The sequence below is a fragment of the Cupriavidus sp. 01T418 genome (assembly GCF_056398885.1).
The window spans coordinates 163469-178017 of the sequence record NZ_JBFTQG010000013.1; the positions used below are offsets into that span (position 1 = coordinate 163469).

A 14549-nucleotide genomic window follows, 5' to 3' on the forward strand; every position below is an offset into this window, starting at 1 on the left:
ATATCCTCCAGCAATACCGGATAGACCGAATCTACGGGTGCCGATGTGACTGCGTCCCCGAAGCCGACGTCGATTTGCGTCTTGCAGCGTGCTCTGGCCAGATCGCCTGCAATGATCACGCGCACGCCGCCGTAGCCTGCTTCTTTGCGGATCTCCTCGACCGCGACCGAGGCCGGGTCGAACACGATGCCGTCGTCGACCGTTACGGCTGCAATGTCCCGCAATACTTGGGCGACCGACTCCAGGTCAGGCGCGTCAGGACGACCCGAGGCGCACTGATGGCGTCCAGATCGCTGGCGCGCAGCAGCCCCTTCTGGCTGGCCAGATCGAGAACGCGCTGAGTGTGGGTACCGGAGAGCATGGAAGGAGCATGTTCCTTTATTTCGTCGAAAACAATGTTTGGAAGAAAAAACGGAACAGCTAGCAAAGGCCGGCTGGAGTTCGACGCCGGCTGGACGGACTTCGCCGCGTCCTTCATGTTGCGATCCGCAAGACCACCACTTCCGCCAGCGGCTGCGTCACCTATCAGGCCGGCCGCTCCGAGGAAACCTGCCACGCCGATCTGGCATGGGCCCGCATGCACGCGCTCGCACACGAGCCGCTCGAAGGCGTGACCACCACCAATACCAGCATCATGGTGTTCTCATGACCCGCATGAATTCGCGCCGCGCTGCGACTGTCGCAACTCCAGCCGTGCCCACCCAGCCGGCGCCGGTCTCCCATGTGAAGGCATTCGCTTCGGTGATCCGGTGGCCCTACTCGGATGAATTTTGGAACGTCAAGAGCGTGACTTCGGCGACGTGGAGAAAGCCTGCGGCTGAGAAGGCCGGGCGGATTCATTCGCCCCTTCGGCTGGGTCCCCCGTACGGGTATCGCCGGGCACCAACAACACCCTTGCTTTGTCTGCTCTCACCGCCTAATGTTCAGGCACAAATTCCTCTACCAGTGCCATCGCGCCCGCGATTATCGGCATTGCGCCAAATACCTCCAAAATCAGGCTTTCGCATTCCGGCCTGACCCGCAAATTTCACCATGCGTTGCTTCCTGTCCGGGTCATCCTGATAACAATCTGGCAAAACACGCCGCGCATTCGATACCGCCGGTTCATTCAATACAAGCCGGGCATGCATTGACGCCGGAAGACGAAAAAGGGAACACTGCGCGCTCCTGCGGCGAGGACTGATTTCATGTCCGAGGCGGAACCCAGGCCATGCCACAGCAAACCCGATGCGCACGCACTCCGACGATGTAACCACCGACACTAACCGCGCCACCGGACCACATCAGTGCGTACCCGCGCCTGCGGCCACGCTGGCCAGGCGCCTGGTGGCCGAAGCATTGGGCACGGCGTTGCTGGTAGCGGTGGTGGTGGGTTCGGGCATTCGCGCGCAACAGCTGGCCGGTGGCAATACCGCACTGGCATTGCTGGCGAATTCGCTGGCCACCGGTGGCGGCCTGATCGCGTTACTGCTGGCGCTGGGACCGGTCTCGGGCGGGCATTTCAACCCCATGGTGAGTCTTTGCGCGTTGGTCCAGGGCATGCTATCGGCGCGCGATGCGTGGCGCTATGCGCTGGTACAGGCTGGCGGTGCGATCGCGGGCGTCATCTGCGCGCATGCGATGTTTGGCGAGCCGATCCTGGCCTGGTCGGCACAAAGCCGTACCGGGGCATCGATGTGGTGGAGCGAGTTCGTGGCCACCTTCGGCCTGATCGGCGTGGCGATCGGCACCGGGCGCAGCCGGCCCGGCCTGGTTCCGTTCGCGGTGGCGGCCTACATCACGGCGGGCTACTGGTTCACCGCGTCGACCTCGTTTGCCAACCCGGCACTCACCCTTGCCTGCGCGTTGACGGCGACCTTCACCGGCATCCGTGCCATCGATGTGCCAGGCTTCGTGCTGGCGCAGCTGGCGGGCGGATTGAGCGCCACGCTGGTCTTCCATTGGCTGCTGCGCGCGCCGGCAGCGCTGCCAGGCCGTGCGCTCGCGACGCAAACGGTAGCAGCATGGCCCGCACCAGCCTCGACGGCAACCCCGGCCGCTACCAGCGCCGATTGAGCTGGACGCCGAAGATGGAGCCGGACGTTTGCGTGGCCCAGGTGTCCGTCGGCGAGGCAAACGCAATGCCATCCACGTCGTTGGCCCTGCTGTACGTGTAGAAGGCGCGCAGGTTGGCGTTGCCGGCCGCCTTGCCAAGCGTGAAGGTAGGCGCCACGGTGAGGGCGGTGCGTTGCCCGCTGGTGCCAAAGCCCGAGGAGATCTGGTCGTGCGCCACCTCGAAGGTGAGCTTGAATTGATCGCTGGCGATGTAGGCGGGGCGCACGCGCGTGGCCATCCATTGCAGCGTGCCCACCTGCGAGCGGTCGAACTGCATGCTGGATTCGACCGAGCCTGCCAGGCCCAGGCCTGAGCGTTGCTTCCATTCCATCGATTCGGCCACGCGTATCCGCGACAGCGCGGGGCCCATGCCGCTGTAGCCAGCCAGGGCACTGCGGCTGCCTTCACCAAACTGCATGCCGAAACGGTTGGTCCCGGCGAGCACGCCCTGTTGCTCATGCATGGCCGACACCCACCATGCGCTGCCGGTCTGCTGGATCAGCGGCTGCGCTTCCACCCGCGTATAGCCGAGTTGCACTGAACCTTTCTCGTTGGTGGCGATGGGGGTGGTGTGCAGCGAGTGGTAGCTCGGCAGGTTGGCACCATTGAGATCGTTGCGCGCGGTGTACTGGTAATTGAGCGCGATATCGCCAAAGCGTGCGTTGTCCACGCCGAAGCGCATCGCCGGGGAGTTGGGCGGCAACAGTCCCGAGGACATCAGGAAGGCCGAGGTCTCGCGCCGGCCAGCCCACATGGTGGCGCCGTCGAGCACCGACAGCCCACTGACCGAGGTATAGATCTGGGGCAGCAGGGCATATGGATCGACCGCGGCCGGGCGGCCATTGACCGAGGTGGCGTCCGTGCCCTTGGCCTGCGCCACCAATTGCACCTGGCCGCCGCCATCGAGGGAATACAGCGATTCCTTGAGTTTGACCTCGCCGGTGCTGCGGCAGGCCAGGCCGCCGCCAACGCCGGTGGATAGTGTGCCGCCACCAGCGCAGGCACGCGTGGCGGTGTTGCGGTCCTCATAGGCCGCGCGTGCGCTGTAGCCGAGCCGCCAGACCTGGTCGCCGGCCGGATCGTCGGCAGGCAACTGCGAGACCATGGCGAAGCCCTCGCTGGCTGGCGCCTCGGGGGCGTCGCCGTCGACCGGCTCGGCCACCTTTGGCGGTGTCTCCGCGACGAACTGGCCAAGGCGCTTGGGGAAGAACACCACGGCCGGCGGCGGCGCCGTCACCGGCTCCGGAGGCAGGGCAGGCTCGGGCGGTCCGGCGAGTTCCATGCCGTCGTCAGCCAGCCCGGCGTTGGCCCAGGTGGCGGGAGGAGGCGGGTGAGGCAGGGCGGAAGCGGCTTGCGTAGCCGCGGGCGCAGCGTCAGTCACGCTGGCTGCCGCAGTGCTCTCCGGAGCGCCATGGGCTTGTTCGCGGGCAAGCAGGGCTGCCAGCGGGTCTGCTTCCGGCTGTGCCTGCGGCTGATCCTGCGGCGCAGGCCCGGCGGGGATTGCCACGACCGGAGGCGCTGCCTGGAGGTCCGACGCCGCCAGGCCCGTGCCGGCCTGCGCGCACGCGTTCAATCCCCAGGCGGCCAGCACGGCAATAGCGAGGCAGTGGGAATGACGATACGGCGGGCGGCCGGACCTGGCCGGGATAACAGACAACATAGGCAACACCAGTAAGGCGTGATTTTTTTAACAGTCGCCCGATTGGACAGCAAGCGGGGTTACAAAATCCGCGCCAGGGGCGGCGTTCTCACTATACGGAAATGTGGCTCCGGCACGACTCGACAATAAGTGCCGCGGTTACCCAAAGGGTATTCCCCCGGCACAAATCGCGCTGCATTCCAGCCCCGGACGGCTGCATTTTCCTAGCGAAAACCCGGACTTTCCCCCCCCCGTGACGAAAGGGCCACCGCTATAATCATCTGGCTTGTCCGACGGGTATGGATCGGCGCCCCCGAGCCTGTTACAAATGCGTGCCAGGATCATGCGCATCATGGCATGCCTTTGTAACAGGCTCATTATTGCGCTCGCCATATCCCGGGTTCAGGCGCGCCACGGTACAGAGCCGGTTGTTCACGCATGACGTGTGCGCGCACTATCCCTGCCGCCCCATTAGAAATTACTAGAAATCTATAAAGAGGAGAACTTATGGAACGTCGTTCCTTTCTGTTGAAGGCATCGGCCGTGGCCGCCACCGGAGCGCTGGCCGCATGCGGCAAGGAAGAGAAGGCCGCGGCACCGGCCGCCGCCGGTGCCAGCGCACCGGCCGTGATCGGCAGCAACCCGGCCGTGGAATGGCGCCTGGCTTCGAGCTTTCCAAAGTCGCTCGACACGATCTACGGTGGCGCGGAACTGCTCTCGACGCGGGTCAAGGAACTGACCGACGGCAAGTTCAACATCAAGGTCTTCGCCGCCGGCGAGATCGTGCCGGGCCTGCAGGTGCTGGACGCGGTGCAGAACAACACCGTGCAGATCGGCCACACCGCCGGCTACTACTACTTCGGCAAAAACCCGACGCTTTGCTTCGACACCACCATCCCCTTCGGCCTGACCGCGCGCCAGCAAAATGCCTGGATGTTGCAGGGTAATGGCATGAAGCTGATGCGCGCGTTCTTCAAGGAATACAACGTCGTCAACTTCCTGGGCGGCAATACCAATGCGCAGATGGGCGGCTGGTTCCGCAAGGAAATCAAGACGGTTGCCGACCTGCAGGGCCTGAAGTACCGCATCGCGGGCTTTGCCGGCGTGGTGCTGGCGCGCCTGGGCGTGGTGCCGCAGCAGATCGCCGGCGGCGACATCTACCCCGCACTGGAAAAAGGCACCATCGACGCGGCCGAATGGGTTGGCCCCTACGATGACGAGAAGCTCGGCTTCTACAAGGTGGCGCCGTACTACTACTACCCGGGATGGTGGGAAGGCAGCGCCCAGCTGTCCTTCTACTCCTCGGCCAGCGAGTACGAAAAGCTGCCCGCGCTGTACAAGCGCGCGCTGGAAACGGCCACCATCGAAGTCCACACCAACATGATGGCCAAGTATGACGCGGTCAATCCGCAAGCGCTGGCGCGCCTGCTGGAAAACGGCGTGAAGCTGCGCCCGTTCTCCAAGGAGATCATGGAGGCCTGCTTCAAGGCCACCCAGGACGCCTACGCCGAGGAAACCGGCAAGAATCCGTCGTTCAAGAAGATCTACGACGACTGGCGCGTATTCCGCAACAACGAAGCGGCCTGGTTCAATGTGGCCGAGCAGGCGTTCTCGCAATTCAGCTTCGCGCGCAAGCTGTAAATGCCCTGACGCAGGCGGGCCGCTGCCCGCCTGCGCCGCGCGCCCGCAAGCCCGTGCCTGGCACGGGTTTTTTTACGCCGGTAGAATCACCCGATCCCTTGGGACATCTCATGCAAACCGGCATCATCTACGCGCTGCTCGCTTACATCATCTGGGGCCTGCTGCCGCTCTATATCAAATCCCTGCACGGCATCGCGCCGATGGAGATCCTGCTGCACCGGATGGTGTGGTCGCTGGTCTTCCTCGGCCTGGTGCTTACTTGGCGGCGCCACTGGGGCTGGCTGCAAGGCGTGTGGTCCAATCCGCGCCTGCTGGCCGGCTTCGTCGCCAGCGCGCTGCTGCTGAGCGGCAACTGGTTTCTCTATATCTGGTCGGTGTCGAACGGACGGGTGGTGGACGCCAGCCTGGGCTACTTCATCAATCCGCTGTTCAGCGTACTGCTGGGCGTGCTGTTCCTGCATGAGCGCCTGCGCCCCGGCCAGTGGGCTTCGATCGCGCTGGCGGCCGCGGGGGTCGCCTGGCTGACCGTGGCAGCCGGCCAGCTGCCGTGGATCGCGCTGGCGCTGGCGGCCACCTTCGCCGGCTACGGCCTGTTGCGCAAGACCGCCGCGCTGGGCGCGCTGGAAGGCCTGTCGCTGGAGACCTTGCTGCTGTTCCCGCTGGCGGCAAGCTCCCTGGCCTACCTGTTCGTGACCGGGCAGGCCGGCTTCGGCCACGTCAGTGGCGGCGTGCAACTGCTGGCCTTGCTCGCTGGCCCCGTCACCGCCGTCCCCTTGCTGCTGTTTGCCGCGGGTGCGCGCCGCATCCCGCTGTCCTTGCTTGGGCTGCTGCAATACACCGGGCCGACCCTGCAACTGCTGCTAGGCGTGTGGTTGTGGCACGAACCGTTTCCGGCGAGCAAGCAGGCCGGCTACGCCATGATCTGGATCTCGCTGGCTGTCTATGCCATCGAGGGCATCCGGGCAGGACGCCGGCGCACCGGAGCCCTGCCGCAAAGCTGAGGGGAGGGGCCTGTTGCAGGCCCCTTTTTATTCTCAGCACAAATCAAAGTTCAATCAGAAGTACGCACGTCATTCTTCATATCGATGAATTTGCGTGGTTTCGGGCGGCTGTGCCGAAAGGCCGGGCGGTCATGGTCACAGGATTCCAGAAAAAAATTCTCGTCATCTATTTTTAAAGCAAAATAACGCCAATCTAAATTGATGGGTAGAATATTTTTTGCCATACACCCGTTCACACGCGGCTTTGACGGGGCCTGCCCCCTCAGTAAAGCCCGCGTACCTGGGCATGTAGCCGCACCAGGCCCAGCAGCGCATCGATATTCGGGGTAGCAATCCCGACGTGCAAGCCAATTTCCCGAACGGATGCCACCAGCGCATCGATCTCCAGCGGGCGCCCGGCTTGCGCATCCTGCAGCATCGAGGTCTTGAAGGCCCCCAGCTTGCGAGTCACCTGGCTGCGCTCTTCGCCGCTTTGCGCGATCGGGCAACCGATCTGCGCGCCGATCCGTCCAGCTTCCTCCATCACCGCCAGGCAGAAGCGGTTGACCAGCGGGTCGTCGAGAATCCGGTCGCAAGTGGCGCCGGTCAGCACGGAGACCGGGTTCATCGTCATATTGCCCCACAGCTTGAACCAGATGTCCTGCTGGATGGTGGCGCTGCGCTCGATCTCCAGGCCGCCTCTGGCAAGCAGGCCGGCCACGGCTTCGAGCTTGCCGGCCGCCATCCCTGAATCACCGCCGGCCGCGCCCAGGATCAGGCGCGCGCCAAAGCCGTGGCGCACCGTGGCCGGTGCCGGCGTGGAGGCGGTCAGGTGCACCACGCAGCCGATCACCTGCGCGGCGGGGATGGCGCGCGCGATGGCGCCGTCCGGATCCACGCTGCGCAGCGACAGCCCGGCGTGCGGGCCGGGACGCTCGAAGAACCACCAAGGCACGCCGTTCATCGCCGTGACCACCACTGTCTCTGGCCCGATCAAGGGGCCGATGGCCTGCGCCAGTTGCGGCAATGCAGGCGCCTTCACCGCCAGGATCACCACTTCCTGCGTACCTAGCGCTGCGGGATCGCCTTCCGCGCGGACCTGGAAGGTCTCGCTGCGCTCGCCTTCGACCAGGGTCAGGCCCTGCGCGCGGAGGGTGGACAGGGTCTGCCCACGCGCCAGCACATTGAGCGCCTGGCCGGAACGGGCAAGCCGTGCGCCGATAAAGCCGCCGACCGCGCCAGCGCCGACGATGCAAAGAGATGTCATGGCCTTCTCTCTCGGAGTTTTCGGAAGCGGATTGAAATGCTACGCTACCACGTTATTCACACAACGAATCAATAACGATAAATCATGATACGAACTATCTATCGCATCGATTTCTTGTATCAACGCCGCGAACATATCCTCGCCAGCGCCGAACTTGGGATTGAACCGCAGCGAGTCGCGCGTGCACTTGCGCCGGATCGCGGCGGCGCGATTAATTATCATGTTAATGTCCCTGCCGGCCGGGTCAAGCCGGAGTTGGCCCACCTAGGCTCAGGGCAGCGTGTTGCGCATGATCAGCAGCCACGGCATGTGCGCGTTGGTCACGCCATCGATCATGCCGGAATCGCCCAGTTCGATCAGTTCCATCGAGACCGATTGCTGGACATTGCCGCCAATGGCCTTGACCAGGCGTGCCGCCGGGTCCACCTCGACCACGATGTCGCAATGCATGGGCGTCGTGCCAAAGCCGATCGCGGCCGGGCTGGCCAGGTACTTGTCGCTGCCGCGCCCGGCACAAATCACGTCCCCCGGCCGCGGCATGGCGGGCAGCGGTTCGATGCGGAAGGCCGGCGCCGGCAGGATGCCATCGCGCGCGTCCACCACGTACATCGAATGCGAATCGCCGGTGAGGAACTGGCGTTCGCTCAGGCCCGCCTTGCGCATCACCCAGGAAATAAAGACCGCGGACCAGGCCCAGTTGCCCTGGGTGATCTCGGCGCAGGTGACGGCCTTGCCAACGATGCCCCAATAGCGTTGCGCCAGATTGCAGCCCTGGGGGGTGGCCTCCATGCCGGTGCCGTCGGGGAAGCGCAGGCAGCCCGATTCGCTGCTTTCCTCGTCCTCGCGGTCGGCCGACCGGTCCGCGCTGCCGCCGGTATCCGGATTGCCCCCGGTGTCGGTTACGGCTGGCATGCCGGGCAGTAGCGGCGCCGGCAGTGGGCTATCGACCACGCACGCGGTGTCGTCGCGACCCAGGCGCACGGTCTGGCCTCCCCAGCGCTGCCATTCCTGCCGGGCGATCTCTACGATGCGCTGGCGCTGCGTGGCGCCAGGCGTCGTCACGGGGCGTTCCGTGTCAGGCAGCGGGATCGCCTGGGGCCGCGCCGGCTGGGATGGCGTGGTGCAACCCGACAGCAGCGCAAGTGCCGTCATCAAGCTCAGTCCGAGCAGGCTCGCCTGTGGAAAATTTTGTGGGAAACGTTGTGAATAAAGCTGTGGAAATCTGCCTGGCCGCGATCGAAGGGACATGGGAAGCCTGCTGGGCTGGACGGCCAAGCCCCTTGTATTTACTGAGGGAAGGCGCCGATAGAGGACGATTTTACCGGGCTTGCAAGGGGTGCGGCGTATACCGCGAAGGGGCAGGATAACTAGCGGGAAAATATTGTGGATAACGCCCCCCGCCTGGCGCTCACCTGCGCCATCGGGCTATGGGTGGCGGCACGGCGGGGTTGATCCAACCGGGCTGGTGCGAGACCGCCCGCGGGACCTCACTGGTTCACTGCGTCCTTGAACTTCTGGCCAGCCTTGAACTTGACGGTCTTGGCGGCTTCCACCTTGATTTCCTCGCCGGTGCGCGGGTTGCGAGCCATGCGTTCGCCGCGCTCGCCCTGGCTGAACGTGCCAAAGCCGATCAGGCTCAGGGTGTCACCCTTGGCCACGGCTTCCATGATGGCGCCAAGCGTCACGTTCAGCGCTTGCTCTGCCTTGGCCTTGGTCAGTCCGTCCACGCCGGCCGCGATGGCGTCGATCAGTTCGGTTTTCGTCATGCTTCACTCCGTGTCGATTTGATAAAACAAGAACGCCTGGCTGGGCCGGCGCACTGCGTACCAGCGCCGGCAAAGGCGCCGCGGGCCACATCATACCGTGTCAGGCCACGCGGACTGGGAACAGATTGTTACAGCGCAAGCGGCGCCAGCCCGCGCCGGCTGGGGCTTTGGGGGGATTTCGAGGTGCGGGCCGCGCATTGGAGGGCGTCAGGATGGCCCTCAGGCGAATGAACGCCCATGGGTGTCCCACAGAGCATCCGAGCCGGAAAAACGGCTCCAGGGGCCTTGTGACCCCTCTGAGGCGCATCGCCGTGCCCCAGGCGGTCGGCGGGTCTCGCAGGCGATCCCTGCCCGTCAAGGGGCCTCAGAGGCGCTGCAGACGCTTCTTTCGCTCGGGCCCTGCCCGGGGCACTGCGTACCCGTTGCAGCGCGGCAGGGAGGCACAGGGGCCTCGGGTTGATCGCATGAACTATTGTGCATGAAGCCAGGATGACAAGGTTGCCTGGGTATTCGCATCATGCATGCCTTGCTTATGGCATTGACGGTGCGCGTTTGCCTCTTCGCTCGCGGCGCGCGGTTGTTGGAAAAATCCGCTGCCCCAGACTGTTCCCTCAACCGTATACCGCGGCCGATTCGGGTCGTATACGCAGCTTCGAGCCGCGTATACCTCGCTCGAGCAGCATCGTCGCCACGCGTATACGTCGATTCCCCAAGATAAACCCCTCCGGGCATGGCCAAAAACGTGGCTTGGCCTCGCGTGATCGGGAATTCCGCCTTGCTCAAAAAAGAAGCCAGCCCTGAAGCCGGTTCTCAGCAGTTTATTTTTTGCGAGCCTCTCTTTGCTTCCCGATAGCAGGACGCAGTCCTTCGGTTTACTTCTTTCTTTCATGTATACAGATAGTAGTAGTAGGTAAACGACTGCCTTTTCTGTGGATAACCCGGTAAACATTTTTTAAATCAAGGTGTTGCGGAAAGCAGAAGTGGTCGGACCGGCTGTTGGCGGGCGTGGATGACTTAGCCTTCTGGAGGAGGGGGGCAGGTGCAACCCTCCGACTTATGCCTGATGCGTCCCCATGCCAACCCCAGGCAGCCCACATGAATCGCGTGTCTTTATCCACAGATTTTTGCCGGGTTATCCACATCGGCTGGGTGGAACCGGACGGTATACGTGAGCCGGAAAGGGGGGCTTTCAATGGCTGCATGTCGCGGGGCGTATACCTCCTTCGCGTATACCGACCTGAGCTGGCCGCACGTATACGGCGATTTGTCGGCAAGGGGGATGCCGCGGCCAATCTGGGCAGGTATCATCGCCATCGCGCCGGGCGGCGCACGGCCACGCGCAGCAGCAGGCCAGCGGACCAATACGGGATGGCACATGGCGGAACAGGCGAAGCAAGAGGAATTGAAGCAGGACGGGACTGACGTGGACGATGCCAAGAGCGTAAAGAGCCCCAAAAGCCCCAAAAGCCCCAAGAGCCCCAAGGAAGGCAAGCGCAAGACCGCTTCCGACCGCGTCGAGGTGCGCCGTTCGGGCGTGCATGGCAAGGGTGTCTACGCGCTCGCGCAGATCGCCGAGGGGGAGCGCATCATCGAATACAAGGGTGAGCATATTTCGTGGCAGGAGGCGCTCAAGCGCCACCCGCACGATCCCGCGGATCCCAACCACACCTTCTACTTCAGCCTGGAAGATGGCGACGTGATCGACGCCAAGTTCGGCGGCAACCGCGCGCGCTGGATCAACCATGCGTGCGAGCCCAATTGCGAGGCGCGCGAGAAGAAGGGGCGCGTGTTCATCCATGCGCTGCGCGACATCGCCGGTGGCGAGGAATTGTTCTACGACTACGGGCTGGTGATCGACGCGCGCTACACCAGGAAGCTCAAGAAGGAATTCGAGTGTCGCTGCGGCAGCCCGCAGTGCCGCGGGACCATGCTGGCGCCGAAGGAAAAGAAAGGCAAGTAAAGGCAAGTAACGGCGCAACAGGACACGTGCCCGCCTGGCCTCAGGCGGTGCCCGCCGCCTCGCATGGGATGCGGATGACGAAACGCATCCCCCGAGTCTTGCCTTCCGGCTCGGAGGCGGGCACATCCTCGATACGGATGGTGCCGTGATGCAGGCTGATGATTTCATGCACGATCGCCAGCCCCAGTCCCGCGCCGCCGGGCGGCTGCGCAGACGCATTGGGCCCCGGCGTGTGGTCGCCCCGGAAGAAGCGCTTGAAGACTTCCTCGCGGCGCGCCAGCGCAATGCCAGGCCCGTTGTCTTCCACCATCACCACCGCCATGCCCCGATGGCCAAGGGTCTCGCCGCCGGCGCGCACGGTGATGCGTCCGCCGGGCGGCACATATTTCACGGCATTGTCGATCAGGTTGCTGAGCGCTTCACGCAGCAGCAGGCGGTTGCCGCGCACATTGGACGGTGCCGTGCCCGTGAAGGTGGGACCGGGCAAGGTCTCGAAGCCCAGGTCGATCTGGCGCGCCAGCGCTTGCGGCACCCATTCGGCACCGGTCTCGAAGGCTAGCGTGGCCAGGTCGAAATGCTCGATCGGGCCCAGCCGCTCCAACGATAGCCCTGGCTCGGCACGTGCCAGCGACAGCAGCTGGTTGGACAGGCGCACCGCGCGGTCGGCCGCTGCCTGCAGCTCGCGCAGCGCGTGGTCCTTCGCCTCGGGATCGTCCGACAGCACCGCGCGGTCGGCATGCAGCTTCACCGCGGTCAGCGGCGTGCGCAACTGATGCGCGGCGTCCGCAATGAACTTGCGCTGCGCATAGAGTGCGTCGCGCAGCCTGGCCAGCAGCGCATTGAGCGCGCGGATCAGCGGCTCCACTTCGGCCGGCACCTGGGTTTCATCGAGCGACGCCAGCGAGCGCGCAGTCTGGCGGTTGAGCTTGTCGGTCAGGATCTGCAGCGGCACAAGCTCTTCCTTGAGCACGTGCGAGAGGATCAGGCTGCCGACCACCAGCAACAGGATCAGCGGCACGGACACCGACAGCAGGATCTCGTTGGCGGCGGTTTCGCGCCGGTCCAGCAACTCGGCCACTTCTACCACGATGGGCCCGCGCGGAGTGCGCACGGTCTCGCTGGCGGCCAGCTCATCCGACGCCGGGCTGGGCAGATTGACCGGCAGCCGCACGGCGCGCACCTGGCGCCCGCTGAACCAGGCGTAGAACAGCCGCGCATCGCGCAGCGAAGTCTGTCCGGTGCCGTAGCCCAGCCAGGTGTCCGTGCCGCCGATCAGCCCGTCCGGGCCCTGGATGCGCCAGTAGATGCGGTCGCTGCCCTCGGCCTCGACCAGCGTCTGCGCGATCATCGGGATGTCCTGCTCAAGGCGCGGGCCGGCAATGCGGATCTGCTGGGCGATATTGTTGGCCACCCCGTACAGGGCGCGGTCGAACACCTGGGTGGTGTAGTGCGCCGCCAGCCAGTAGGAGAGCGAGCCGCTGGTCAGCACCAGCGCGAACAGCGGTGTGGCGAGTGCGCGCAGCAGGTGTACGCGCAGGCTTTGCGTGGAGGTGGTGCGCGCCGGGGGGGAGGCCACGGCGGTCGCGGGATGCTCCGTGGCGGCGGCAGGCTTGCCGGTGGCGCCGCTGGCAGTGCCGGTCAGGGCCTTGGGAGGCTGGGGAGGACGTGGACGCAGCCACATGGCGGGCTTGCTCGATGCGCGGCGTCAGGTGCCGGCGCGAATCTGCAGCAGGTAGCCGAAGCCGCGCACGGTGACGATTTCCACGTCGCTTTCTTCCAGCTTCTTGCGCACGCGGTGCACATAGACTTCGATGGCCGTATCGCCGACCGTGTCGCCGCCTTCGCCCGCGGGATGCGCGAAGGTCGCGAGATGGTCCTGAAGCTGCGCCTTGCTGACCACGCGGCCCTGGCGCTGTAGCAGCAGCTCCAGCACGGCGAACTCGCGCGGCGAGAGTTCCAGCGGCTTGCCGTCGACGAACATGCGGCGGTCGTTGCCCGACAGGCGCAGCCGGCCCAGCCGCACATCGCGCTCGGGGGCGGCTTCGCCGTGCTGGCTGCGCCGCAGCAGCACGCGCACGCGCGCTTCCAGCTCGGGCAGGGCGAAGGGCTTGACCAGGTAGTCGTCGGCGCCGGCGTTCAGGCCGGATAGCTTGTCTTCGAGTTCGTCGCGCGCGGTCAGGATAATGACCGGCGTGGTGCGGTTGCGGGCGCGGTAGCGCGCCAGCAGGGTCATGCCGTCGATGCCGGGCAGGCCCAGATCGAGAATGACCAGGTCATGCTGTTCGCGCAGCAGGTGCTCGGTGGCGTACACGCCGTCGTGCACCACGCGCACCTGGTGGCCGGCCTGGGACAGGCCGGCTTCGACGCCACTGGCAATCTGGCGGTCGTCCTCGATCAGAAGGATACGCATGGCGGCAGAGGGAAGCTGGAAAGGAAACTGGAACGTAAGAAACGGCTTGGGCACCGATTGTACAGGGCAGGGCCGCCCCCGACCTTTCGGTTTGCCTACAGGTTCCGTTCAGTCAGACTTGCTCATTCCTGCTCAAACAGGAACAAAGCTGACTTCCTGCTTCGTCGAGGCTGGTTTCGTCCCGATGTTGCCACCAGGACCAGAGCCTTCCTCTCCACAGGCTGACACCGTGGAACTCACGGCGTAACTTCTCAAGTTGATCGCAGCATTCACGTCGCGGTCATGCGGGGTGCCGCAGGTCGGGCACGTCCACGCCCGGACCGACAGCGGTAGCGCATCCATCTTGTGTCCACAGCACGAGCACGTCTTGCTGCTGGCAAACCAACGGTCCGCCACCACCACCACGCCCCCGCGCATCGCCGCCTTGTACGCCATCTGCCGGCGGAACTCGAAGAAGCCCATGTCGCCCACCGAGCGCGCCAGATGCCGGGTCTTCGTCATCCCGCGCACATTCAGATCTTCGATGCCGATGGTATGGAACCGGCGTGCCAGGTCGCTGGTGAGCTTGTGCAAGGCATCGGACCGAATGCAGGAGATCCGCGCATGCAGCCGGGCGAGCCTGGCTTTGGCCTTCTTGCGGTTGGCCGAGCCTTTGTGCTTTCTGCTCAGGCTGCGCGATAGGTGCCTGAGGCGGACCAGCAGCGCCTTGTGAGGCTTCGGGCCGGGTATCGCAGGTTCTCCCGTCGAGAGCGTTGCCAAGGCCGAGACACCCAGATCCACACCGACCGCGCC

The 14549-nt window shown here is 64.8% G+C and carries 12 protein-coding genes and 2 pseudogenes; 5 read left to right on the forward strand and 9 right to left on the reverse strand.

What is annotated here, in order from left to right; translation table 11 throughout:
• Nucleotides 1-26: 26 nt before the first annotated feature.
• Together AC1DQ3_RS16090 and AC1DQ3_RS16095 are read right to left on the reverse strand one after the other, a co-directional pair.
• Nucleotides 27-224, reverse strand: a pseudogene (locus tag AC1DQ3_RS16090) (nucleotidyl transferase AbiEii/AbiGii toxin family protein); the annotation flags it as partial.
• Nucleotides 203-478, reverse strand: coding sequence for a hypothetical protein (locus AC1DQ3_RS16095; RefSeq protein WP_477121179.1), 276 nt, complete (start codon nt 476-478; stop codon nt 203-205). The gene AC1DQ3_RS16095 and the pseudogene AC1DQ3_RS16090, both read right to left, overlap by 22 nt.
• On the opposite strand from AC1DQ3_RS16095, the pseudogene AC1DQ3_RS16100 reads away from it, so the two are divergent.
• Together AC1DQ3_RS16100 and AC1DQ3_RS16105 are read left to right on the forward strand one after the other, a co-directional pair.
• A pseudogene (locus AC1DQ3_RS16100) lies at nt 426-649 on the forward strand (phage terminase large subunit family protein); the annotation flags it as partial. The gene AC1DQ3_RS16095 and the pseudogene AC1DQ3_RS16100 sit on opposite strands and share 53 nt — an antisense overlap.
• Before the next feature lie 578 nt (nt 650-1227).
• Nucleotides 1228-2055 (forward strand): aquaporin, encoded by an 828-nt coding sequence (locus AC1DQ3_RS16105; protein ID WP_477121166.1) that lies wholly within the window; start codon nt 1228-1230, stop codon nt 2053-2055.
• On the opposite strand, the gene AC1DQ3_RS16110 is transcribed toward AC1DQ3_RS16105, so the two are convergent.
• Nucleotides 2039-3754: a carbohydrate porin gene (locus AC1DQ3_RS16110; protein ID WP_477121167.1), complete on the reverse strand. Its 1716-nt coding sequence runs from the start codon at nt 3752-3754 to the stop codon at nt 2039-2041. The genes AC1DQ3_RS16105 and AC1DQ3_RS16110 overlap by 17 nt on opposite strands.
• A gap of 486 nt (nt 3755-4240) precedes the next feature.
• Here AC1DQ3_RS16110 and AC1DQ3_RS16115 point away from each other — a divergent pair, with 486 nt between their 5' ends.
• Complete coding sequence (locus tag AC1DQ3_RS16115; protein ID WP_477121168.1) at nt 4241-5374, forward strand: TRAP transporter substrate-binding protein; 1134 nt, start codon at nt 4241-4243, stop codon at nt 5372-5374.
• A 110-nt stretch (nt 5375-5484) separates the two neighbouring features.
• Nucleotides 5485-6375 (forward strand): EamA family transporter RarD, encoded by an 891-nt coding sequence (gene rarD / locus AC1DQ3_RS16120; RefSeq protein WP_477121169.1) that lies wholly within the window; start codon nt 5485-5487, stop codon nt 6373-6375.
• 262 nt (nt 6376-6637) lie between these two features.
• Here rarD and AC1DQ3_RS16125 read toward each other — a convergent pair whose 3' ends face one another.
• The 3 genes from AC1DQ3_RS16125 to AC1DQ3_RS16135 all read right to left on the reverse strand — a co-directional run bounded on the left by AC1DQ3_RS16125 (nt 6638) and on the right by AC1DQ3_RS16135 (nt 9387).
• The gene (locus AC1DQ3_RS16125) at nt 6638-7621 is read right to left on the reverse strand and encodes a 2-dehydropantoate 2-reductase (RefSeq protein ID WP_477121170.1); all 984 of its coding nucleotides are present in this window, start codon (nt 7619-7621) and stop codon (nt 6638-6640) included.
• Nucleotides 7622-7891: 270 nt separating this feature from the next.
• Entirely contained in the window at nt 7892-8869 is a 978-nt protein-coding gene (locus AC1DQ3_RS16130; protein ID WP_477121171.1) for a DUF2272 domain-containing protein, read from the reverse strand.
• A gap of 239 nt (nt 8870-9108) precedes the next feature.
• Complete coding sequence (locus tag AC1DQ3_RS16135) at nt 9109-9387, reverse strand: HU family DNA-binding protein (RefSeq protein WP_006162250.1); 279 nt, start codon at nt 9385-9387, stop codon at nt 9109-9111.
• 1375 nt (nt 9388-10762) lie between these two features.
• Here AC1DQ3_RS16135 and AC1DQ3_RS16140 point away from each other — a divergent pair.
• Nucleotides 10763-11347 carry an SET domain-containing protein gene (locus AC1DQ3_RS16140; protein ID WP_477121172.1) on the forward strand — a complete coding sequence of 195 codons (585 nt, stop codon included), beginning with the start codon at nt 10763-10765 and terminating at the stop codon, nt 11345-11347.
• A 40-nt stretch (nt 11348-11387) separates the two neighbouring features.
• Here AC1DQ3_RS16140 and AC1DQ3_RS16145 read toward each other — a convergent pair whose 3' ends face one another.
• From AC1DQ3_RS16145 to AC1DQ3_RS16155, 3 genes are all read right to left on the reverse strand, one after another.
• On the reverse strand, nt 11388-13028 hold the full coding sequence (locus AC1DQ3_RS16145; RefSeq protein WP_477121173.1) for a sensor histidine kinase: 1641 nt from the start codon (nt 13026-13028) through the stop codon (nt 11388-11390).
• Between the two features lie 24 nt (nt 13029-13052).
• Entirely contained in the window at nt 13053-13757 is a 705-nt protein-coding gene (locus AC1DQ3_RS16150; RefSeq protein ID WP_477121174.1) for a response regulator transcription factor, read from the reverse strand.
• A gap of 132 nt (nt 13758-13889) precedes the next feature.
• A partial coding sequence (locus AC1DQ3_RS16155; protein ID WP_477121175.1) for an RNA-guided endonuclease InsQ/TnpB family protein occupies nt 13890-14549 on the reverse strand: 660 nt, incomplete at its 5' end.